General features: G+C 69.4%; 12 protein-coding genes. 4 read left to right on the top strand and 8 right to left on the bottom strand.

Annotated features, from left to right (window positions below):
* The 3 genes from D6860_RS16910 to D6860_RS16900 all read left to right on the top strand — a co-directional run.
* The coding region (locus D6860_RS16910) for an iron chelate uptake ABC transporter family permease subunit (protein WP_164845651.1) at nucleotides 1-878 on the top strand (878 nt) is incomplete at its 5' end.
* Nucleotides 875-1648, top strand: coding sequence for an ABC transporter ATP-binding protein (locus tag D6860_RS16905; RefSeq protein ID WP_076625672.1), 774 nt, complete (start codon nucleotides 875-877; stop codon nucleotides 1646-1648). The genes D6860_RS16910 and D6860_RS16905, both read left to right, overlap by 4 nt.
* 8 nt (nucleotides 1649-1656) lie before the next feature.
* A complete protein-coding gene (locus tag D6860_RS16900; protein WP_076625671.1) occupies nucleotides 1657-3357 on the top strand; it encodes an ABC transporter ATP-binding protein in 1701 nt (566 codons plus the stop codon).
* A gap of 169 nt (nucleotides 3358-3526) precedes the next feature.
* Here the strand turns inward: D6860_RS16900 and D6860_RS16895 are convergent, their stop codons facing one another.
* From D6860_RS16895 to D6860_RS16865, 7 genes are all read right to left on the bottom strand, one after another.
* A complete protein-coding gene (locus D6860_RS16895; RefSeq protein ID WP_076625669.1) occupies nucleotides 3527-4567 on the bottom strand; it encodes an aldo/keto reductase in 1041 nt (346 codons plus the stop codon).
* Nucleotides 4564-5211: a dihydroxyacetone kinase subunit L gene (locus tag D6860_RS16890; protein WP_076625668.1), complete on the bottom strand. Its 648-nt coding sequence runs from the start codon at nucleotides 5209-5211 to the stop codon at nucleotides 4564-4566. Before D6860_RS16890 ends, D6860_RS16895 begins: the two co-directional genes overlap by 4 nt.
* Nucleotides 5212-5220: 9 nt before the next feature.
* On the bottom strand, nucleotides 5221-6222 hold the full coding sequence (locus D6860_RS16885; RefSeq protein WP_076625722.1) for a dihydroxyacetone kinase subunit DhaK: 1002 nt from the start codon (nucleotides 6220-6222) through the stop codon (nucleotides 5221-5223).
* A gap of 5 nt (nucleotides 6223-6227) precedes the next feature.
* Complete coding sequence (locus D6860_RS16880; RefSeq protein ID WP_076625721.1) at nucleotides 6228-7268, bottom strand: ABC transporter permease; 1041 nt, start codon at nucleotides 7266-7268, stop codon at nucleotides 6228-6230.
* Nucleotides 7269-7285: 17 nt separating this feature from the next.
* On the bottom strand, nucleotides 7286-8815 hold the full coding sequence (locus D6860_RS16875; protein ID WP_076625666.1) for a sugar ABC transporter ATP-binding protein: 1530 nt from the start codon (nucleotides 8813-8815) through the stop codon (nucleotides 7286-7288).
* A 106-nt stretch (nucleotides 8816-8921) separates the two neighbouring features.
* Nucleotides 8922-9932 carry a substrate-binding domain-containing protein gene (locus D6860_RS16870; protein ID WP_162277752.1) on the bottom strand — a complete coding sequence of 337 codons (1011 nt, stop codon included), beginning with the start codon at nucleotides 9930-9932 and terminating at the stop codon, nucleotides 8922-8924.
* A gap of 32 nt (nucleotides 9933-9964) precedes the next feature.
* Nucleotides 9965-10954 carry an ABC transporter permease gene (locus tag D6860_RS16865; RefSeq protein WP_206512212.1) on the bottom strand — a complete coding sequence of 330 codons (990 nt, stop codon included), beginning with the start codon at nucleotides 10952-10954 and terminating at the stop codon, nucleotides 9965-9967.
* Between the two features lie 196 nt (nucleotides 10955-11150).
* Between D6860_RS16865 and D6860_RS16860 the strand changes: the two genes are divergently transcribed.
* Entirely contained in the window at nucleotides 11151-12215 is a 1065-nt protein-coding gene (locus D6860_RS16860) for a LacI family DNA-binding transcriptional regulator (RefSeq protein WP_165616575.1), read from the top strand.
* Between the two features lie 110 nt (nucleotides 12216-12325).
* On the opposite strand, the gene D6860_RS16855 is transcribed toward D6860_RS16860, so the two are convergent.
* The gene (locus D6860_RS16855; protein WP_076625663.1) at nucleotides 12326-13372 is read right to left on the bottom strand and encodes a LacI family DNA-binding transcriptional regulator; all 1047 of its coding nucleotides are present in this window, start codon (nucleotides 13370-13372) and stop codon (nucleotides 12326-12328) included.
* Nucleotides 13373-13380 lie beyond the last annotated feature (8 nt).

Raw genomic sequence — 13380 nt, 5'->3', positions numbered from 1 at the left:
GGCGCACCCCGGAGGGCTGGACCCTGCTCGACCGCGAGAGCCTCGCGCTGTTCCTGCCGAACCGGTTGCCGCGCCTTGCCGGAGCCGCCGCCGCCGGCGGCCTGCTGGCGCTTGCCGGTGCGGCGCTGCAACGGCTCACCGCGAACCCGCTCGCGTCGCCCGAGGTGCTTGGCGTCTCGGGCGGCGCCGCGATCGGCTATGCCGGCGTGCTGTTCCTGGCCGCAAGCCCCTCGGCCCTGGCCCTGAGCGGCGGTGCGGCGGCGGGCGGCGCCACGGCCATGGCGGTGCTCACCGGGGTGGTGCTTGGCCGCAACGCGCGCCCCGAGCGGCTGCTGCTGGCCGGTGTCGCAGTTTCGTCGCTTGCCGCCGCGCTGCTGTCGATCCTGATGGCCGCCGGCACGATGAAGAGCTTCGCGGTGCTGGCATGGCTCTCGGGGTCGGCCTCGGCGCTGACCGGCACGGGCGCAGGCCTGCTCTGCGTCCTGCTCGGCCTTGCCTGCGGCGCGGCGGTGCTGATGGCGCGCTGGCTCACCATCCTGCCGCTCGGGCCGGAGGTCGCAAGGGCCCTCGGCCTGCCGCTGCGCCCTGCCACGCTTGGCGTCGTCGCGCTGGCGGCGCTGGCGACGGGCGCGGCAACGGTGCTGGTCGGCCCGCTGAGCTTCGTCGGGCTGATGGCGCCGCATCTCGCCCGGCGCTGCGGCCTGTCGCAGGCGGTGCCGCACCTGCTTGGCAGTGCCGCCATCGGCGCCGCCCTCATGCTCGCGGCCGATTTCGGCGCCCGCATGGCAAGCTTTCCCTATGACCTGCCGCTCGGTCTCTTCGCGTCGCTCCTCGGCACGCCCTGGCTGATCTGGCTGATGCTGAGGCGTCCGACATGACCGCGCTCTATACCCTTTCCGATGTCACCGTCTCGGTGCCCGGCCGCACCCTGCTGCACGGGCTGAACCTGACCCTGCCGCGTGGCAAGGTGATCGGGCTGATCGGGCACAACGGCTCGGGAAAATCGACACTGCTCAAGCTGCTCTCGCGGCAGAGCCGCCCCGCGCGCGGGCAGATCACCTTTGCCGATACGCCACTGCAGGACTGGCCGGCGCGGCAGCTCGCGCGCAGGCTCGCCTACCTGCCGCAGCATCCGCCGGTGGCCGAGGGGCTGACCGTGCGCGAGCTCGCCGCGCTCGGACGCTACCCCTGGCACGGCGCGCTCGGGCGCCCCGGCCCCGAGGATCGCGCCGCCACCGAGGCCGCCCTCTCCGCCTGCGGTCTCGAAAGCCTTGCCGGGCGCCGCGTCGACACGCTGTCGGGCGGCGAGGCGCAGCGGGCGTGGCTTGCCATGCTGATCGCGCAGGAGGCCGGGACGCTGCTGCTCGACGAGCCGATCTCGGCGCTCGACATCGCGCATCAGGTCGAGGTGCTGACGCTGGTTCACACCCTCAGCCGCCTGCGCGCGCGCTCGGTGGTCGCGGTGCTGCACGACCTCAACATGGCGGCGCGCTATTGCGACCATGTCGTCGCGCTCAAGTCCGGCCGGCTGGTGTTCCAAGGCTCCCCCGCCGAACTCATGACCCCCTCACGGCTCGAGACCATCTACGGTGCGCGCATGGAGGTCATGACCCGCTCAGACGGCGCGCCCGTCGCCCACCCCGTTTAAGGTCCTGCATGCTTCGACAGTTCTTCGACTACTACCGCCCGCACATGCGGCTCTTCTGGCTCGACTTCGGCTCCGCCGTGCTGTCGGGCCTGCTCGAGCTCGCCTTTCCGCTCGCCATCGCGGGCTTCATCGACCACCTGCTGCCGGGCGGCGACTGGGGGCTGATCGTGCTCGCCTCGGTGGCGCTGGTCTGCGTCTACGTCATCAACGCCGGGCTCATGCTGGTGGTGACCTACTGGGGCCACATGCTGGGCATCAACATCGAGACCGAGATGCGCGAACGCGCCTTCGGCCATCTCACCCGGCTGGGCTGGGGCTGGTTCGACAGGGCCGAGACCGGCAAGCTCGTGGCCCGGGTGACCCGCGACCTCGAGGAAATCGGCGAGGTCGCCCATCATGGCCCCGAGGACCTGTTCATCGCCATCATGACCTTTGCCGGGGCCTTCGCGCTGATGCTCTGGCTGCATCCGCCGCTGGCGCTGATGACGCTGGTGATCGTGCCGGCGATGGGCTGGCTGCTATTCGTCTACGGCGGGCGGATGACCCGGACTTGGCGGGCGATCTATGCCCGCGTCGGCGCCTTCAACGTGCGGCTCGAGGAAAGCATCGGTGGCATCCGCGTGGTGCAGGCCTTTACCAACGAGGCGCATGAGCGCGCGCTTTTCGCCGAGGACAACGCCCGCTACCGCACCACCAAGCTCGAGGCCTACCGCATCATGGCGGTGCTGAGCGCGCTGCAGTATTCCGGCATGCGGCTGGTGCAGGTGGTGGTGATGGTGGCCGGCGCAGGCTTCGTCTTCGAGGGCTCGATGAGCACCGGCGACTACGTGGGCTTCCTGCTGCTGGTGGGCGTGTTCTTCCGCCCGCTGGAAAAGATCGCGGCGGTCATCGAGCTCTACCCCCGCGGCATCGCCGGTTTCCGCCGCTATCTCGAACTGCTGGCCGAAACCCCGGACATCGCCGATGCTCCGGACGCGACCGAAGCCCCGGCGCTGCATGGCGAGATCGTCTTCGACGACGTGGCCTTCACCTATGACGGCGCGCGCGGGGTGCTGCACGGCGTGAGCCTGACCGTGCGGCCCGGCGAGACTGTGGCGCTGGTCGGGCCCTCGGGCGCCGGCAAGTCCACCGTGATGGCACTGGTGCCGCGCTTCTACGAGCCCACCGCAGGCGAGATCCGCATCGACGGGGTGCCCCTGGCCTCCATGACGCTCGAAAGCCTGCGACGGCAGGTCGGTCTGGTGTCGCAGGAGGTCTTCCTCTTTGCCGGCACCCTGCGCGAGAACATCGCCTACGGGCAGCTCGGCGCGACCGAGGAGGACATCCTCGAAGCGGTGCGCAACGCCCAGCTCGGCGCGCTGATCGACAGCCTTCCCGACGGTCTGGACACGGTGGTGGGCGAGCGCGGCGTGATGCTCTCGGGCGGGCAGCGCCAGCGCGTGGCCATCGCGCGCGTGTTCCTGCGCAACCCGCCGATCCTGCTGCTGGACGAGGCCACCTCGGCGCTCGACCGCTCCACCGAGCGCGAGGTCCAGGCGGCGCTGGCCCGGCTCGCCGTCGGGCGCACCACGCTGATCATCGCCCACCGGCTCGAGACCATCCGCCATGCCGACCGCATCGTGGTGATGGACGGCGGGCGTATCGTCGAGACCGGCAGCCACGACGATCTCGTCGCACGGCAGGAGGCGTATTTCCGGCTGCTGGACTGAGGCCCCCCACTGCACCCCCGGGCGCGGTGACGCCAAAGGCCCGCGGAGCGCGAGGATGAAGGGGCCGGGCGCCGGCTCCGACCGCCCCGGCCCTCTTCGGTCACCGGGTCGTGGGCGCCCGCTGCCCCGGCCGCGCGACCGGGGCGCACGGCGCCCTTGCCCTGTGCGGTCAGCTTCCCAGGATGCCGTCGGCGGCGCCGTAGCGCGGGCTGGCGAATTGCGCCTGGTGCCAGAGCGGGTAGATCAGCGGCGGGCGGCTGACCTCGTCGAGCCGTTGCAGCTCGGCCTCGGACAGCACCACGTCGAGCGCGCGGAAGTTGCGTTCGAACTGCGCCACCGAGCTGCCGCCGACCACCAGCGAGGCCACTGCCGGCCGCGTCAGCAGCCACGCCAGCGCGATCTGCGCCGCCTCGACCTCATGCACGGCGGCGATGTCGTTCAGCACGTCGACGATGCGCCAGAGCCGCTCCTGGTCGCGGATCGGCGGCTCGGTCCAGCCGCGCGCCTGCCGGCTGTCGGGGGCGACCGGCGTGTCGCGGGTGTGCTTGCCCGACAGGAGCCCGGCGGCGAGCGGGCTCCAGACCGTCACCCCGACACCCTGGTCGACCGAGGCCGGCAGCAGCTCGTATTCCGCCTCGCGCGCCTCGAGCGTGTAGTGGATCTGCTGCGTCACGAAACGCGCCCGGCCCGGCTTTTCCGACGCCATGAGCGATTTCATCAGCTGCCACGCGGTGTAGTTCGAGCAGCCCGCGTAGCGGATCTTGCCCTGCTGCTGGAGCGTGTGCAGCGCCTCCATGGTTTCCTCGACCGGGGTCTGACCGTCCCACTCGTGGATGTGGTAGATGTCGATGTGATCGGTGCGCAGCCGCTTCAGGCTGCGCTCGCACTCGCGGATCAGGTGCCAGCGGCTGGCGCCCTCGTCGTTGGGACCGTCACCGATCGCCATCCGCGCCTTGGACGAGATCAGCACCCGGTCGCGCCGGCCCGCCAGCGCCTCGCCGACGATCTCCTCGGCGGTGCCGGTGGAATACATGTTGGCGGTGTCGATCAGGTTGACGCCGTGGTCGAGCGCGCAGTCGAACAGCGACCGCGCCTCGTCGACGCCCTGATTGCCGACCATCGCGAAGTTGCCCTCTCCCCCGAAGGTGAAGGTGCCCATGGCGATGGCCGAAACCTTGAGGCCGCTGCGGCCGAGCGTATTGTATCTCATGTGTCCTCCCGCGCGGTCAGGAACGCGCTCGTCTCTTCGATCAGGATGCAGGCTACGGTGCTGCCCGCATCCTGCAACCCCTTCGACTTGTCTCCGAAGGCCGCGGCCTTGCCGTGCTGGGCGACCATGTCCCGGGTCGCCTCCAGCGCCGCGCGTGCGGTTTCGGTGGCAGCCCGTGCGGCGGCGGCGGGCGTGGCCCCGGCCTCGGCCTGCGCGGCAAGGGTCTCGGCCACCGGGTGCAGCACGTCGAGCACGGTCTTGTCGCCGAGCTGCGCCTTGCCCCGCTGCGCGATGCCGTCCCGGAACGCGCCCCAGAAGGCGGCCAGCGCCGGCGCATCGAGCACCGATGCCGCCTCGAGCGCCTTCGAGCCGCGCAGGAAGCCGGTCGCCATGAGCGTGCCCATGGTCGATGGCGCGGCCTTGGCGATCGCCGCCCCGGCGGTCTTCATGCCGGCAGACAGGCTGTCGGGCGCGGCCTCGGCCAGTGCCGCGTCGGCGGCGGCAAAGCCCTTGGCCATGGTGAGCCCGAGGTCGCTGTCGCCGACCTTGCCGTCAAGCTCGATCAGCGCCTGTTTCTCGGCCGCGAACCGTTCGGCGTAGCGCCCGAACAGCTCCGGCAGCGCGCTTGCGTCAACGTCCGTCATCGGTCCCCCTCATGCCGCGATATGCTTGAAGAACGGCGTGTTGGCACCGCGTGCGACCAGCGGCTTCAGCTCGTCGTCGAGATGCAGCACCGAGATCGACGCCCCGGCCATCTCCATCGAGGTGGCGAACTCGCCCACCCAGACCTGCGCCACGCTGACCTGCTTCTCGGCAAAGAGCTGCGCGAGCCGGCGGTAGAAGATGTAGAGCTCTTCCATCGGCGTGCCGCCAAGCCCGTTGACCAGGATCGCCACCTCGTCGCCGGGGGCATAGTCCTGCTCGGCGAAGATGCGCGCCATCATCTCGTCGACCACCGCGTCCGCGGGCTCCAGCGCCTTGCGGGTGATGCCGGGCTCGCCGTGGATGCCCATGCCGATTTCCATCTCGTTCTCGCCGATCTCGAAGCCCGGCTTGCCGACCTCGGGAACGATGCAGGGCGTGAGCGCGACCCCCATGGTCCGGGTCCGCGCCCGGGCCTTCTCGGTCAGGCGCACGACCTCGGAAAGCGGCTTCATCTCGGCCGCCGCCGCGCCCGCGACCTTGTAGAGGAAGACGATCCCCGCCACGCCCCGGCGCTTGTGCTCTTCGCCCGGTTTCGACGAGGCGACATCGTCGTTGCCCACGACGGTGGCGGTCTCGATGTCCTCGAGCTCGGCCAGTTCGCCGGCCATGTCGAAGTTCATCAGGTCGCCGCTGTAGTTGCCGTAGAGGTAGAGCACGCCCGCGCCCTGGTCGACATGCCTGGTGACCTGCAGAATCTGGTCCGAGCTGGGCGACTGGAACACCCCGCCGACCCCTGCCCCGTCGAGCATCCCCTCGCCGACGTAGCCGAGGAACAGCGGCAGGTGGCCCGAGCCACCGCCGGTGACGATGCCGACCTTGCCGGGCACCGGGTTGGCGGTCACGAAGCAGTGCGGATCGTCGCCGGCGTGGGTGACCTCGGGGTGGGCGGCGTAGATGCCCTCGAGCATTTCCTCGACAAAGGTTTCGGGCTTGTTGAGAAACTTCTTCATGGCGATCACTCTGCCTTTCTTTTCTGCGGTTTCGGAGCGCGGCGCACGAAGAAGGCCGCGGCAAGAAGGATGAAGGCGCCGACCACGACGCGCTGCCAGGTGCTGGGAATGCCCACCAGCACCAGCGTGTTGTTGACCACCGTGATCAGCAGCACGCCGGCCACCGTGCCCAGCACCGAGCCGGTGCCACCGGTGATCCGCGCGCCGCCGAGGACGACCGCGGCGATCACCTCGATTTCCATGCCGACGAGGTCGAAGGGGTTGGCCATGCGCGTCGCGCTGACGTGGATGATGCCCGCGAGCCCGGCGAGCGCCCCGGCGAAGCCGAAGACGAAGACGTGCACGATGCGCTGGCCGTAGCCGAGCCGCGCCGCCACCTCGGGGTTGCCGCCGGTGGCGAAGATCGCCCGGCCCATCAGCGTGCGGTCGAAGAGGAACCACGCCAGCGCCACCACGGCGGGAAAGATCAGGAAGTAGGCCGGCAGGTCGACGGTCACGCCGTTCATGCCCTCGAACTGGAACAGCGCGGCCTTGCCGAAGGCGGTCATCTGCGGCGGCAGCTCCATCAGCCAGACGGTGCCGACGAAGGCCAGCAGGATGCCCCGGAACAGGTATTGCGTGCCGATGGTCACGATCAGCGAGGGCACCCGCAGCCCGTGCACCAGCAGGCCGTTCACCGCGCCGAGCAGCGCGCCCGCGACCACGGCGATGGCGATGATCGCGCCCATCGGCATGCCCGGCGCGACCCCGATGACGAAGGAGGTCAGCGAATACATGGTCAGCGCCGCGATGGCGGTGAACGACACGTCGATGCCCCCCGCCGCGAGGATGGCGAACACCCCGAGCGCGAAGAGCCCGGTCACCACGCTCGCCCGGCCCATGTCGATGAGCGAGCCCGGCTGCAGGAAGTTGGGGTTGATGATCGCCACCGCGACGCAGATCACCACGAGGATCGTCAGCGTCACGATCTCGGGGCGGCGGCGGACGATCTCGCCGAGGCCGGGGCGCTGCGTGGCGCCGCGCTTCGGGGCGGTTTGGTCTGTCATCTCTTGCACCATGGTCATCAGGCAGCCTCGTGTTCCGAGCCCAGCATGGACTGGTAGATCCGGTCCTCGTCGGCGGTGGCGGCGTCGAGCGCGTCGACGACGCGGCCGTTGTTCATCACGAGGATGCGGTCGCAGTTCTGCAGCAACTCCGGCAGGTCGTCCGAGACGATCACCAGCGCGATGCCGCGCTCCGCCATCGCCTGTATGGCGCGGTAGATCGTGTCCTTCGAGCCGACGTCGACGCCCACCGTGGGCCCGTGCAGCACCAGCAGTTCCGGCTCGATCGACAGCCAGCGGCCGATCAGAACTCGCTGCTGGTTGCCGCCCGACAGCGCCGAGACCGGCATGTCGATGTCGCCGGTGTTGAGGTTCATCGCCTCGGAAATCTCGCGCGCGGCCTCGCGGCCCTTGCGCTTGTCGACGATGCCGCCGGCGCCCATCAGCTTGTCGAGGATCAGCGTCACCTCGTTCTGGTAGATGGATTTCTGCAGGAACAGCCCCTCGGAAAGCCGGTCCTCGGGCACGTAGCCGATGCCGCGCGCGATGGCGGCGCCGGGGCTGTCGAGATGCACCGGCGCTCCGTCGATGGCGATCTGTCCGGCGGTCAGCGGCTGGTGGCCGGCAAGCGCCAGCGCCACCTCGTTGCGGCCCGAATCCGACAGCCCGGTGATGCCCAGCACCTCGCCCCGGTCGAGGCCGAAGGAGACGTCCTCGAAGGCCGCGCCCGACGACGCGCCCTCGACCCGCAGCACCTCGCCCGCCATCGGCGCGCCCGTGCGGTAGCGCATGGTGTCGAGCTCGCGGCCTGTCATCAGGTGCGACAGCTCGGCGCGCGAGTAGTCCTCGAGCGGGCCCTGCGCGATGCACTGGCCGTCGCGGAAGACGATGGCCTGCCCGCCGATGCGGTAGCACTCCTCGAGCTTGTGGGTCACGAACAGCACCGCCACGTCGCGCGCCAGCAGCTGGCCCACCAGCTCGATCAGCGCCTCGACCTCGTGGCGGGTCAGCGACGTGGTGGGCTCGTCCATGATGACGAGACGCGCGTCGGCGGCGATGGCGCGGGCGATGGCGACGCGCTGGCGGATCGCCAGCGGCAGGTCCGAAACGCTGGTCGCCAGCAGCGACGGCGTCGAGTCGAGCCCCACGCCGCGGATCGCCTCGCGGGCGGTCTCGCGCAGGCGGGCCCGGTTCAGCCGCCGCATCAGCCGGCCGCCGCCCGACACCAGTTGCTCGCCAAGCGCCACGTTTTCCTCGACCGAGAGGTTCGGCAGCAGCGACAGGTCCTGGTAGACGGTCTCGATCCCGGCCTCGAGCGACTGGATCGGCGACAGCTCGGCGTGCGACCGGCCGTCGAGCAGGATCTCGCCCTCGCTCGGCGGGTGCGCGCCCGAGATGATCTTGATGAAGGTGCTCTTGCCGCAGCCGTTCTCGCCCAGCAGGTGATAGGCCACGCCCGTGTCGATGGTCACGTCCACGCCGCGCAGCGCATGGACGCCGCCGAAGCGCTTGTGAATACCGCGCAGCTCGAGAAAATGCCCGTCAGACATCCGCTTCCTCCCTTGGGGTCGACGCCGGCGCGTCCCGGTCTCCCCGGCCGGACGCGCGGTGGTGAAAGCCCGGCCGGGGCATCCCCGGCCAGGCCCCCTGTCCTTCTCAGAACAGGTGCTCTTCGTAGGTGTCCTTGTCGGCCAGGACCATGCCGTTGCCGATGACCAGAAGCCCGTCGCCCGCGCCGTCGCGCACGCTCACGTTGCCGTAGCCCTCGACGCCGAGGTCCATGCCGTCGGTGATCTCTTCACCGGCCAGCAGCTTGGTCGCGACCGAGTTCATCGCCATGCCGGCCTTCTGCGGGTCCCAGAAGCCGATCGCGGTGATCGCGCCGCTGTCGAGATAGGCCGCCGAGGGGTTCGGCAGGCCGGTGCCGACAAGGCAGACCTTGCCCGCGAGGCCAGCTTCCTCGATCGCCCGGCCGACGCCCAGCACGTCGTTGCCCGCCGAGGTCTGGAAGCCCTTGATGTCGGGGTGCTTGCGCAGGATCTCCTTGGCCTTCTCGTAGGTGCCCTGGGCGTCGTCGAAGCTCTCGTTGTTCGGGTCGACGAGTTCCATGCCCTCGTACTGCTTGGCGTTCTCCTCGCCGGCACCGACCCACTGCATGTGCGTGCGGCTGCCCAGCGACCCGACGAAGGTGGTCCACTTGCCCTCGCCGCCCATGCACTCGGCCAGCCGCTCGTTCAGCGCCGCGCCGTACTCGGCGTTGTCGAAGGCCTCGACGTCGACCATCGTGTTCTTCTGGTTGTCGGCCTCATGTGTCACCACGACGATGCCGCGGTCCATCGCGCGCTTCAGCACGCCCTCGAGGATCGCCGGGTCCATCGGCACCACCGCCAGCGCGTCGACACCGCGCGCCACGAGGTCCTGCACGATCTGCAGCTGCTGCGCCGAGTCCGCGCTGGCCGGGCCGACCTGCTCGATGTCCATCTCGGGGTGCTGCTCGGCGTACATGTCGACGCCGGTCTTCATCCGGTCGAACCACGGGATGCCGCTGATCTTGACGACCGTGGTGATCGACTTGCCCTCCTGCGCCGTGGCGCCCTGCGCACCGGCGAACACCGCCGCCGCTGCCGTTGCCGCCATGAGGCCGGTTTTCAGTCCTTTAAGTGCCATGATGGTCTCCTCCCTAGATTTCCCACTGTGGCTCAGGTTTTCGAGGCGCGGGCCTTGCCCCGCCTCGGCGAAAAGAAGATCAGAAGCTGCTCGACCAGCCCGAAGCGGCCGACGGCCAGGAAGCACAGCAGCAGCGCGCCCCAGGCGAAATCGCGCACGAAGTTCGACAGGCCGATGAAGTTGAGCAGGCTCGACAGAAGCTGCAGCGTGATCGCCGACAGCACCACGTTCACCACCCGGCCATACCCGCCCTCGGGGCGGACCCCGGCCATCACCGCGACGAGGATCGCGATCAGCAGGTAGGTGGTGCCGTAGTCCCATTTCACGTTGACGTTGCGGGCCGCGATGATGACCCCGGCAAGCCCCGCCAGCAGCCCCGAGATCGCGTAGGTCACCGTCACGATGCGGGCCTGCGGGAAGCCGCTGAACCGCGCCGCCTTGGGGTTGGCGCCGGTCAGCATCAGCTTCATCCCGTAGGGGGTGAAGCGCAGCACGCCGCCCAGCACCAGCGCCACGCCGATGAAGATCACGAAGCTCGCCGGCACCCCGAACACCAGCCCGTTGCCAAGCGCATAGAGCGCATCGGGTGAACCGATGGTGACCGAGCGGCCGCCCGACAGCACCACCGCGACGCCGGTGAAGAACATCTGCGTGCCGAGCGTGCACAGGATCGGCGTGATCCCGAAGCGCGAGATCAGCAGGCCGTTGAGAATGCCTCCCAGCAGCCCCACCACGGCGCAGCCGGCGGCGAAGGTCAGCGTGAAGAGCACCGGCGCCTCGTCGACCGGGAACAGCGACAGCGCGAAGAGCCCCGAGGCGACGCCCGAGAGGTTCGCGAGCGCGATCCCCGACAGGTCGATCCCGCCGTTGCCCGAGCACATCGCCAGCATCACGCCGATCGCCAGCAGCCCGATCTCGGGCACCTGGTTGGCCATGGATTGCAGGTTGTAGACGGAGAGATAGTTGCCTCCGGACGCCAGACCGCCGACTGCGAGAAGCAGGACGATCAGTGCGGAGAGCACAAAAAGATTCCCATCCAGACGCGACATCTCCTCCCCCTGTGTCGTTTACTGAACTGTATTCGCTATTTACTAAATAGCTACCATCGAGTTTACTAAAGTCAACCCAGTTGTTGAGCGGTTGTTAACTGGCGGTCGAAGCGGGGCCGCATTACCCTTGCGTCAGCGCCTGACAGCGCGCAGGAAAACGAAAAGAGTGATGAGCCAAGCCATGGATATCGAGGCAAAAAAACCGACGACCCTGCGCCAGGTCGCCAAGCACGCCGGGGTCTCCGCGGCGACGGCCTCGCTCGTCCTGAACGGCAAGGGCGACATCTCGGACGCCACGCGCGACCGGGTGATGCAGGCCGTCGAAGAGCTGAACTACACGCCGCGCAGCAGCCGCCCGCGCGCCGCCGAGTCGACCAACACGATCCGCTTCCTCAAGGTCGCGCGCCACGGCCAGACGGTGAACCGCGACCACAACCATTTCATCTCGGACTACATCGACGGCATGTCCTACGAGGCCCTGCGCCGCGACTATGCCCTGCAGGTGGTCAGCGCCGAGCAGCAACCGCTCGACGGCCTTCTCGCGGAACTTGAGGGCACCGAGCCGCGCGGGCTGGTCGTGCTGGGCACCGAGCTGTCGGTCGAGGACATCGAGACCGTCATCGCCCGCGCCCCGCTGCCGACGGTGCTCATCGACACCTATCATCCGTTCCTCAAGGCGAATTTCGTCGACATGGACAACGACCAGCTGGTCTACACCGCGCTGGCGCATCTCGTGTCCAGGGGGTTCCGGCGCATCGGCTATGTCGGCAGCCACAGCGACGTGATGAACTTCCGCCTGCGCGAGACCGGCTTCCGCCGCGCCGCCGCCGCGCTCGGGATCGAGACCGACCCCGCCCACGAACTCTCCGTGGTCGCCACGCTCGACGGCGCCTACCGCGAATCGCTCGATCTTCTGCGCGGCGCGCCGTCCCTGGCCGAGGCCTATTTCTGCGCCAACGACATCATCGCGCTCGGGTTCATGCGGGCGCTGCGCGAGATGGGCCTGTCAGTGCCGGGTGACGTGTCGATCGTGGGGTTCGACAACCTGCCGATGGCCGGCGTTTTCGATCCGCCGCTGACCACCATCGACGTTCCCAAGACCCGCATCGGCGCCATGGCCATCCGTCTTCTCGATGACCTGATCGCCGGCGAGGATTCGGCACAACCGACGGTGAAGGTCCTGATGACCGGGGAACTGGTGAGCCGGGACAGCGTGGGCGACAAGAAGGACTGAGCGCCGCTGACCCCGCCGGCTGCCCTTGCTCGTAAAAAAGGGCGCTTTCATCGCCTTACGGCGCGGTTACGCCATGATGTGGCACGGCCTGCGGTGCGTCAGCCCTCTCGTCAGCCGCTCTCGCGCGGGACGAAGGTGAAGCCGGTATCGAAGACTCGCGGCCCTTCGCCCGCCCCGGAGGTGGCGGTCAGCGGGTCACGGGCCCGGATGCAGTCCGCCACCCGCGCCGCGATTTCCGATGCCGAGGGCCGCACGGTGGTCAGCGGCGGCACCGACTGCGCAGAGAACTCGAGATCGCCGAAGCCCGCGATGGCCAGCTCGCCCGGCACCGCGATGCCACGGCGCTGCGCCTCGAACAGCACCCCGAGCGCCACCGTATCGTTCGAGCAGGCCACGGCCCGGACCGGGCTGTCGAGGTTGTCCAGCAGCCGTGCCGCAGAGCCGGTGCTGGCCGGCGCGTGATCCTCGACCACCTGCACCGGAACGCCGTAGGCGCGCATCTCGGCCTCGAAGCCGCGGGCACGGTCGGCGGCCCGCTTGTCGTCGCCCATCCGCGCCCCGAGGAAGGCGGCACTCTCGTAGCCCTTGCCGATGAAATGCCGCGCGATGCGGCGGCCGACGTCCTCGTGGCTGAAGCCGACCGCCTGGTCGATGGGATCGTCGGTCAGCTCCCACATCTCGACGACCGGCGTGCCGTTCCGACGCAGCAGATCGCGCGTGGCCTGCGTGTGGGCCGTGCCGGTCAGCACCACCGCCGCAGGAGCCCAGGACAGCGCGGCGCGGACCAGGGCCTCTTCCTGCGTGGCGGAATACTCGGTGTGCCCGACGAGGGTCTGCAGCCGACTTTCGGCCAGCAGCTTCTCGAGCTCGGTGACGGTGTCGGAGAAGAACGCGTTGCGCAGCGAGGGCACGATGACGCTGACCACCCGCGACCCCGCCGCCGCCAGCCCGCCGGCGACGTAGTTGGGCACGTAGCCGAGCTCGGCGATGGCGTGTTCGACCCGCTGGCCGATCCGCTCGGACACCGCCTCGGGCTTGCGCAGGTAGAGCGACACGGTCGAGGGCGACACATCCGCATGTTTCGCCACGTCCGTCATCGTGACGCGTTGCATCTTGCGGCGCTTGCGGGCGGCTTTTGCGGGCTCTGTCTGGTCCATCAGGTCCG

It is taken from the genome of Salipiger sp. D13 (assembly GCF_003703915.1).
Taxonomy (GTDB): domain Bacteria; phylum Pseudomonadota; class Alphaproteobacteria; order Rhodobacterales; family Rhodobacteraceae; genus Salipiger; species Salipiger profundus.
This window is presented reverse-complemented; position numbering and strand designations above follow the sequence as displayed.

Coding starts and splice junctions, on each gene's coding strand:
- D6860_RS16860 (WP_165616575.1), top strand. CDS start 11,151: ATGAGCCAAGCCATGGATATCGAGGCAAAAAAACCGACGACCCTGCGC.
- D6860_RS16885 (WP_076625722.1), bottom strand. CDS start 6,222: ATGAAGAAGTTTCTCAACAAGCCCGAAACCTTTGTCGAGGAAATGCTC.
- D6860_RS16895 (WP_076625669.1), bottom strand. CDS start 4,567: ATGAGATACAATACGCTCGGCCGCAGCGGCCTCAAGGTTTCGGCCATC.
- D6860_RS16900 (WP_076625671.1), top strand. CDS start 1,657: ATGCTTCGACAGTTCTTCGACTACTACCGCCCGCACATGCGGCTCTTC.
- D6860_RS16890 (WP_076625668.1), bottom strand. CDS start 5,211: ATGACGGACGTTGACGCAAGCGCGCTGCCGGAGCTGTTCGGGCGCTAC.
- D6860_RS16870 (WP_162277752.1), bottom strand. CDS start 9,932: ATGGCACTTAAAGGACTGAAAACCGGCCTCATGGCGGCAACGGCAGCG.
- D6860_RS16880 (WP_076625721.1), bottom strand. CDS start 7,268: ATGACAGACCAAACCGCCCCGAAGCGCGGCGCCACGCAGCGCCCCGGC.
- D6860_RS16905 (WP_076625672.1), top strand. CDS start 875: ATGACCGCGCTCTATACCCTTTCCGATGTCACCGTCTCGGTGCCCGGC.
- D6860_RS16875 (WP_076625666.1), bottom strand. CDS start 8,815: ATGTCTGACGGGCATTTTCTCGAGCTGCGCGGTATTCACAAGCGCTTC.
- D6860_RS16855 (WP_076625663.1), bottom strand. CDS start 13,372: ATGGACCAGACAGAGCCCGCAAAAGCCGCCCGCAAGCGCCGCAAGATG.